11 protein-coding genes are annotated in these 7850 nt (G+C 57.1%); 9 read left to right on the forward strand and 2 right to left on the reverse strand.

Annotated elements, in window-relative coordinates; all coding sequences use genetic code 11:
* Positions 1-258: hypothetical protein (locus MESS4_RS34225; RefSeq protein WP_210161689.1), on the reverse strand; the 258-nt coding region annotated here is incomplete at its 3' end.
* On the opposite strand from MESS4_RS34225, the gene MESS4_RS25660 reads away from it, so the two are divergent.
* The 3 genes from MESS4_RS25660 (at position 257) to MESS4_RS25670 (ending at position 2298) form a co-directional block, all read left to right on the forward strand.
* Positions 257-559: a DUF982 domain-containing protein gene (locus MESS4_RS25660; protein ID WP_006337413.1), complete on the forward strand. Its 303-nt coding sequence runs from the start codon at positions 257-259 to the stop codon at positions 557-559. The two genes, MESS4_RS34225 and MESS4_RS25660, sit on opposite strands and share 2 nt — an antisense overlap.
* Before the next feature lie 768 nt (positions 560-1327).
* On the forward strand, positions 1328-1732 hold the full coding sequence (locus tag MESS4_RS25665) for a host attachment protein (RefSeq protein ID WP_006337414.1): 405 nt from the start codon (positions 1328-1330) through the stop codon (positions 1730-1732).
* Between the two features lie 65 nt (positions 1733-1797).
* Positions 1798-2298: a hypothetical protein gene (locus MESS4_RS25670; RefSeq protein WP_006337415.1), complete on the forward strand. Its 501-nt coding sequence runs from the start codon at positions 1798-1800 to the stop codon at positions 2296-2298.
* Positions 2299-2339: 41 nt separating this feature from the next.
* On the opposite strand, the gene MESS4_RS25675 is transcribed toward MESS4_RS25670, so the two are convergent.
* On the reverse strand, positions 2340-3506 hold the full coding sequence (locus MESS4_RS25675) for a PHB depolymerase family esterase (protein ID WP_006337416.1): 1167 nt from the start codon (positions 3504-3506) through the stop codon (positions 2340-2342).
* A 255-nt stretch (positions 3507-3761) separates the two neighbouring features.
* Between MESS4_RS25675 and MESS4_RS25680 the strand changes: the two genes are divergently transcribed.
* The 6 genes from MESS4_RS25680 to MESS4_RS25700 all read left to right on the forward strand — a co-directional run.
* On the forward strand, positions 3762-4517 hold the full coding sequence (locus MESS4_RS25680) for a DUF4142 domain-containing protein (protein WP_006337417.1): 756 nt from the start codon (positions 3762-3764) through the stop codon (positions 4515-4517).
* A gap of 25 nt (positions 4518-4542) precedes the next feature.
* A complete protein-coding gene (locus tag MESS4_RS25685) occupies positions 4543-5145 on the forward strand; it encodes a hypothetical protein (RefSeq protein ID WP_006337419.1) in 603 nt (200 codons plus the stop codon).
* Positions 5146-5251: 106 nt separating this feature from the next.
* Positions 5252-5476: a hypothetical protein gene (locus MESS4_RS33775; RefSeq protein ID WP_157385678.1), complete on the forward strand. Its 225-nt coding sequence runs from the start codon at positions 5252-5254 to the stop codon at positions 5474-5476.
* 78 nt (positions 5477-5554) lie between these two features.
* The gene (locus MESS4_RS25690; protein WP_006337428.1) at positions 5555-6481 is read left to right on the forward strand and encodes a manganese catalase family protein; all 927 of its coding nucleotides are present in this window, start codon (positions 5555-5557) and stop codon (positions 6479-6481) included.
* Between the two features lie 301 nt (positions 6482-6782).
* Complete coding sequence (locus MESS4_RS25695; RefSeq protein ID WP_006337429.1) at positions 6783-7502, forward strand: Crp/Fnr family transcriptional regulator; 720 nt, start codon at positions 6783-6785, stop codon at positions 7500-7502.
* Between the two features lie 135 nt (positions 7503-7637).
* On the forward strand, positions 7638-7850 hold a 213-nt coding region (locus MESS4_RS25700), incomplete at its 3' end, for a hypothetical protein (protein WP_036242113.1).

Below are 7850 nucleotides of genomic sequence, written 5' to 3' on the forward strand. Positions count from 1 at the left end.
CGCATGTCCAAACTCCGGTGAGATGGCCCGCGCCAACTCGGCAAGATGGGCAATGGATCCGCCATTGCTATCGAGGTTCCCAGCCCAAACGAAAAAAGCCCGCCATTGCTGTGAAGTGGCGGGCTTTACCAATCGGGGGAGGGTTGGTGGAAATCCCAATGGGGTGCTTGGCAACGCGTCCGCCAAGAGAGGTTCCTGCTCGCAACCAAAATGCTCCTGCACCGTTATGCCGCTCAAAAAAATTGGAGATGCGGGCATGGGCAAATTTCTTCCGCTAACGGTTAAGTTTCTGGATGGCCAATCAATGGTGGTTTCTTCGCTCTATGAAGCCGAGATCGCCCTTCAAGCACAGTGGCCCAACAAGCAAGCTGCTGTTTTCAAGGACGCTGGTCGGCTGATTGCCGGAGCCAAGGACGGGACGTGCAACCCGGCGGTCGCGTTTGCGGCGTTCAAAGCAGCTGCCGCAGCACAACGAGTGCTTCAGCCGACGAAGCAGAGCGCAGCCCTTGGGATGCTGGACGATGTGGCTAAAGGTTTCACGAAGTCCGATTCTTCCTGAGGCCCCAGCGGCAGTCTCGCGGCTCGGCAACATGTAAGCCCGCCGCCAATGACGACCTACTTTTTGCGCTTCAGAGGGAACGTGGCGTCGCCGTCGCCCTTGCCAGAAAAAATGCGGGGTTGGCGCTCGAAACGCCATCGTTCTTTCCGCCCTCGTGGTTTTTCTCAGACTGGCCTCTCGCGTCTGCTTCCGGGCTCTTCCTTGAAGAGCGTCTGGAGGTGCGAGCATTTTGGATGTCGGGTTTCGTAGACATGATTCCTCTCCTCTGACCCGACCAACTCAGGAAGGCAGCTTAAAGTTCCTGCGACCGTCGAGCGTGCGCGTCCTTCGGGTTCGACGGAGAGTCTAGGGCCGAAGGCTGTTCTGCCGGATTGATTGTGCATCCAATCGATTGCGGTAGATGCGACGCAAGACGCTGCAAGCGGCTTTGGCTTGGTCTTCGGTTCTACCCGAAGTGAGCGTCCTCCAAGCACGGCTGTTGACCATCGTTCATTGTCCCACACCGCCCGCGTGCCGGATGACTCTCGCCTGCATTCAAAGCGCAGCGCCATAGCCCATGGTTGCCTCCGGCAGACTAAAAGAATTGGGTGCCCATACGTTCAGTCTGCGACGCTCGACGAAGTTCTGGGAACGCAGTCTCCTTGGAGCCCAATCAGCGAAAAGCTCCGACCCAAGGCATCCAATAGCGATTTGAGGCGTTGGGACTGACGTCACAAGGCGTCCAGTTGGACCAGCCGACCATTGGCGCAATTTCGGAGACAATTAAATATGGACATCCCTAAAGGAGCGACCGTCGCGGTGGCTGACGGCGAGAAGCTGAACTTATTTCGCAATTCAGGCGACGAAGCCAATCCCAAGCTGACAGCCTCGGTGGTCGAAGACGTGGCTAACGAGAACAAGGGATCTGGTGCGCGTCACCAGAGCAGTTCCGCTAATCCGGACAACGGTCAAATCGAGGAAGATAGTTTCGCTGCTGGAACTGCCGAGTTGCTCAACCGCCAGGTGCTGGGCGGGAAAATCGCTAACCTGATCATCATCGCTGCACCCCGAACACTTGGGGAACTTCGAAAGCACTATCACCAAAAACTCTCGGACGTGCTGATCGGAGAAATCGCCAAGGATCTCACCGGTCATTCAGCACAGGACGTAGAGAAGACAATAGCGAGCGCTTAGGCGGTTCAATCCCGAGCCTGCCTTTCCAATCCGCTCCCCGCAATCAATCGAAGGAACTATTACTCATGAAAGAATCAACTGGGTTGCTCGTCGCAGCAATGTTTTTCCTGGCGGGGCCGGCTCATGCCACTGACGCCGACTTCCTGAAATCGTTTGGCGGGAGCTGGTCCGGCAAAGGCACAGTCAAGGTGGAGGCTGACTCCAAGCCGATCACGATAAACTGCAAGTTTGCTTCACAAGCGACTGACAATTCGCTGTCGCTAGATGGCAAATGTACAGGTTACGTGGTTTTCTCGCGGGCGATCGGAGCCGACGTCAAAAGCAATGGCAAAACCTATACCGGTATCTACACCGGATCGAGTACTGGCCCCGCTGGTCTGAATGGCAAGCGTTCCGGTAACGCCCTGATCCTTGGCATTCATTGGGCGAAAGAGGTCAACGGGGACCGATCGGCTCAATTGAGGCTTGAAAAGGTCGGCGCCAATGGGATGCGTCTGACGACGATGGACAAAGACCCGGCGACGGGCAAGACCATCGTGATCAGCGACATTAATCTCGGCCGCTGATTGTATCACACCCCGATGTTGGCGACCTAGGATGGCGGGAGCTACCGCATCAATCCCGCCGCGCGAAGAGCGTCCTCGATTACTTTCGTGATGCCGACGGCAGAATTTCGCGGCGGCGCAGGTCGCTGCGATTGTTCTTGCGGTTCAACTCGAACCACGCGCGGTTTCTCTGCCAGACCATTAGTTTGCAAGGCCGTAGCGGGTGCAGTTACCATTTTGGCATCTCGTGTCGTCGTGCGCTTCTCACTTGACATTCCGAGGCCCCAGAAACTGGCAATATCGCGCGTTGATGATATCCCGACTTCCAACATGAATGGCCCTGCCGCGCCTAGTCCATCATCACCGGCTGTCTTCAATGGTGTGCCATGTCCCATGCCGGCAACGGTAATCTTCTCTATCACCTCTTGCCCGTTGACGTCGCACCATATTTGCCTCGTCGTGCGACAGCCTTTTTCTGTGTGCGCCGGCAAATGGCCCACGCCATGAACCCCTTGCCATTGCGCCACGATCGCATCCGCGTTGGCAGGCACGACTATGTCGTCGGACGAGCCTTGCCAAACAGCGATTTTAGGCCAGGGTCCTTTGTGGGATGCTGCTTCACGCAACAGCCGCTGCATCCCTGCAGTGGACGGGCCGCCATGACCACGCATGCGATCAAAGGCTTCGGGGATTGTCGACGCGCTGCCATAGGCAAGCCCCGCGATGATCGCGCCACCAGCGAACACCTCCGGATAGGCCGCCAACATGACATTTGCCATGGCGCCGCCTGCCGAAAGGCCAGTGATAAAAATTCGCTTATGATCGAGCCCATACGTGACGACCACTGCCTCAATCATCTGGCGGATGGAGAGCGCTTCCCCTCTGCCGCGCCCGATATCTCCAGGCGCAAACCAATTGAAGCAAAGATTGGCATTGTTGGCCCGTCGCTGTTCGGGGAAGAGAACGGCAAACCCCTGCTCGACCGCGAGTTGCGACCAGCCGGAACCATGATCATAGGCGGCTGCGCTCTGAGTACAACCATGGAGGACGACGACCAACGCCGCTCCATCTTCCAACTTTTCCGGGACGAAGAGGCGTGCTCGCAAGGCGCCAGGATTGGAACCGAACTCGGCAATGTCGGAAAAACGCGTATGGCCGGGTGGCTCGGAGAAAACCGATCGGCCACGCGTCGCCGCAAGGCGGGCAATCGTATCTGAGATATTTCGCAAACGCGTATCCTTGTCGGCCGGTGTGGTGCGCAATGCACTCGCACAACATCGTTGCCGTGCGGCACAATAGCAAACTTACCAAGGGTCAACCCAGTGGGGAGCCCTTGCTCCTGTCTACCGAAGGGAAGTTACCTTCGGATGCGAGCAACCAAGCGAAGAGATTAACCTGGTTTTATCGCTTATAGTTCGGAACAAAGCCGTCAGGCGCTTGTTAGGGTCCATAGCACATGTGTGCCTAACAAGGATCCATTATTCATGAAAATCCGTTTGCTTTTGGCCTCACTGGCCACCGCTACAGCTATGACCTTTGTACTGCCCGCCTTCGCTGCTGACAGTGCGCAAGACTTTATCGACAAGGCTGCCGCCGGCGGCATGTTCGAAGTGGATTCGAGCAAGCTCGTCGAAGGCAAGGTTCAGGATCAAGGCGTCAAGGATTTCGCGCAGAAGATGATCAACGATCATGGCGCGGCCAACGCCAAGCTTGAGGCAATTGCCGGCGAACAGAAGCTGACGGTGCCGACGGAATTGGACGCCAAGCACAAGAGCGACCTGGACGCCCTGCAAAACAGCAAGGACCCGGTGGACGGAACCTATGTCCAGATGCAGCGCAATGCGCATTCCGATGCGATCAAGCTATTCGAGAGCTATGCCAAGGACGGCGACAACGCCCAGCTGAAGACCTTCGCGCAGGAGACCGTCCCGACGCTCAAGATGCACCAGGAGATGATCGAAAAGATCGCGACGACTATGGGCACCCAGCCATCAGCGACAAGTTCCGAGACGCCGACCGCCGCGGTGGGTGACGCGCCAGATCCGACTCCTCCGCTTTCCGGCGCAAACAGCTTCACCGAGGACCAGGCCAAAAGTCGCATCCAGGATGCCGGGTTCTCCGATGTGTCGAAGCTGACCAAGGACGATCAGGGCATCTGGCGTGGCCAGGCAAACAAGGACGGCAAGAACACCACCGTGGCGCTGGACTACAAGGGCAACATCGTTGCCGGCACCAACTGAAACAGAGATCGAGGAGATCAAAAACATGAAAACCGTAACCGGACTATTCGACAATTACGATGACGCCTCCGATGCTGTCGGCGAGTTGCAGGCCAGCGGCGTTCCGCATTCCGATATCAGCATCGTCGCCAGCAACTCGACCGAATGGTATGACGACGGTGACAGTTCCAAGGCCGCAGAAGATGCGGCCGGCGGTGCCGGCTTTGGCGCCGTTATCGGCGGTGCCGGCGGATTGCTGACCGGCCTAGGCATCATGGCCATTCCGGGTGTCGGTCCGGTCGTGGCTGCCGGATGGCTGGCCGCCACTGCCGTCGGCGCCTTGGGCGGCGCGGTCGTCGGTGGCGCTGCGGGCGGCATCGTCGGCGCCCTCACAGATTCCGGCGTGCCGGAAGAGGATGCCAACGTCTATGCAGAAGGGGTGCGCCGCGGTGGAACGTTGGTCACAGCCAAGGTCGACGAGGACCTTGTCGCTAATGCCGAGAGGATCCTGGGCCAGACCAAAGTGAATCTGGATGAACGTCGCTCTGAATATCAGGCTGACGGCTGGACCGCGTTTGATGCCGATGCCGAGAACTACACGCCAGATGAAATTGGTCGCGACGGCGCTCGCGACGTCAACCGGATCTGATTACGCGTCTACCGGCCGAAGCACCGAGTTTCGGCCGGTAGGTCCTTTGGATAGCGACAGCCGCCTTTCGCAGAGTTCCCATAGGTTGTCGGAAGGTCATATCTTCATGGCCAAATACCTCATCATCCCCATTGTAGGCGGGGCAAGCTATATTGCCAGGAATCTACCCCTTAACCGCGTCGACATTCGCGTTATGCAGTTATGCAGTTATGCAGTCGAAATATATGCGGTTATAGCTCTCCGTCGTGATGCCGTTTATTATCAGCCCGAACGTTTTACCGGTTTTCGCAAATCAACAAATCGAATTGCGTATCCGAAAATCGTCAAATAGACATCAATCGTTTTCTGGTGGGAACAACACTGTTGCATAGCAGTTGCGCGTCAGTGAACTCTAACCAAGGAAACTGAAATGTTTTTACGTGTCGATAAATTACAAATAGAACTGCCCGCCCCTACCCTGGCGGATCCCAATGCCGGTGCTGCTTTGCAAGAATTGCTGGGCGGAAAATATGGTGAAATGTCGACTCTTGGAAATTACCTGTTCCAGAGTTTCAATTTTCGCAGCAAGTCCAAGCTGAAGCCATTCTACAGCCTCGTCGCTGCAATCACCGCCGAGGAACTCGGGCACGTCGAATTGGTCAGCAACGGCGTCGCGATGTTGAACAATGGCCCCGACCTTGAGGGCGCCGATGAGGAGGATGGCGGAGACATCTCCGGCGCTCCCTACGAAGCGATGAAGGACGTTCGGCTTGCGGGAGCCTTCTTTTCCAACGCCGGCGGCGCCATGCCAATGAACGCCAATGGCTCATCCTGGAATATGGACTTCGTCACAACGACCGGAAATGTTATCGTCGATCTCCTTCACAATTTTCATCTCGAATGCGGCGCCCGGCTGCACAAGTTGCGGGTCTACGAATCCTTGACAGATGCAACTGGCCGCGAAATCTGCGGATATCTTTTGGTGCGCGGATCAGTGCACGCACACGCATATGCGCTGGCCATCAAAAATCTGACAGGCGTCGAAATTGAGAAGATGCTACCAACCCCCAATATCTACCTCGGCAACATTCCGGAGTGTCAGAAATACCTCGACGAAGGCTCGCATCGCCGCCTCTATACGTTCAGCCCTGAGGACTATACCGATATCGCCGGAATCTGGGGCCAGGGTGAGATGGCACTGCCCGGTGACCCGCCTGGCGAACTGGAAGTCATCGAAGGGATGCCGGACGGTGGCAAGATCCATCAGCTCAGCGGCGTGCCCTCTGCCTTCACTCCGGACTATGCGCCCGAAGAAATGATGGAAATCGCGGCCAAGCTCTACAAAGCTTCGCGCTGATTGCCTGGCGTGGTCGCAAATGGCCGCGCTTTCCGCCTTTCCGACTTTGAGCCCTCATCCCGAAATGCTCGATGTGCCAGTGGAATCTTGCCGTCGATCTTCGATCACCGCGTCGTCAAGCCGATGGAACTCTCCGAAGGGGGCAGAGTTGTGCTCCACATAAGGAGACGAGGGTAACAGTGCGACCAGCAGAAGCATCATTGCAGATCCTGCATCCAGGTATGATGCAAATCACACTGGCCGTCCGGAGCCTGACCCTCCAGGCCACTAGTCCCATGGGGGCGTGTGTCACGGAGCCGAGATGCTTGAGTCACTCTACTTGAACCTTGGCCAGCACGATGCACTTTCGGACGAGGAGAAGGCGCTGCTGGCAGGCGCAATGGTCGTCGAGAAGTATTTCGCGACCGGACAGGATCTGGTTTCGGCCGGCTCGAGGCCTACCTATAGTACGCTGATCCTCGATGGTCTGGCGGCGCGATACAAGGTCTTGGAGGATGGTGGACGGCAGTTTACGTCACTGCAGGTGCCCGGCGATTTTGTCGATCTTCACGCCTTCCTCCTGAAGACAATGGATCACGGCATTATTGCGCTTTCGCCTTGCCGCGTGGTCGTTGCCGACCACGGTCGGTTACGCACCATCACCGAGCAGGCTCCCCATCTCACACGGTTGTTGTGGCTGGATACGCTGGTAGACGGGGCCATCCACCGCGAATGGATAGTCGCTATGGGCAGGCGGTCGAAGGCAGCTCATCTGGCGCATCTAGTGTGCGAACTCTTCGTCCGACTTCAGGGGGTGGAGCGAACCAGCGGCATGAGTTTCCACCTGCCAATTTCGCAGGCCGAACTGGCTGACGTGCTTGGCCTCTCGGTCGTGCATATGAACCGGGTGATCGGCGCCTTGCGAAAAGTTGGGGTGATTAGCTGGGGTAACCACAACGTCACCATTCTTGATTGGAATCGACTAACGGAAATCGCCGAGTTCGACCCCACCTATCTCAGCATGAACCGAGAACCTCGATAAACCCGTTCCCGCCATCCGCTTAACATTTGAGCGCGACAGCGTCCCTGGAAGGTTGTCTCCTGGTTTCTGTCGCCGGCCATCAATGGGCTCCGGCGCTTGAGAGCTCGCTGTGCTCCCGCCCCCTAAGGAGCCAAGATGGAAGACAACAATCCCGTGCGGGTGTCCGCATTCGACATTCATATCGTTCGAGAAGCCTTTAGGTCGTCCATCGCCGAAGGGCTGGTGGGAGAGAGCCGCTGGAACCAGCACGCAACAGAGCTGCTCAGGGAACTGACGGGCACCGTCCATGTCGATGCCGAAATTGTCGAATGGATCATTCGCAAGGAGCCGATCAAAGGCCCAAGTCCT

Source organism: Mesorhizobium sp. STM 4661 (assembly GCF_000359125.1).
GTDB lineage: Bacteria > Pseudomonadota > Alphaproteobacteria > Rhizobiales > Rhizobiaceae > Mesorhizobium.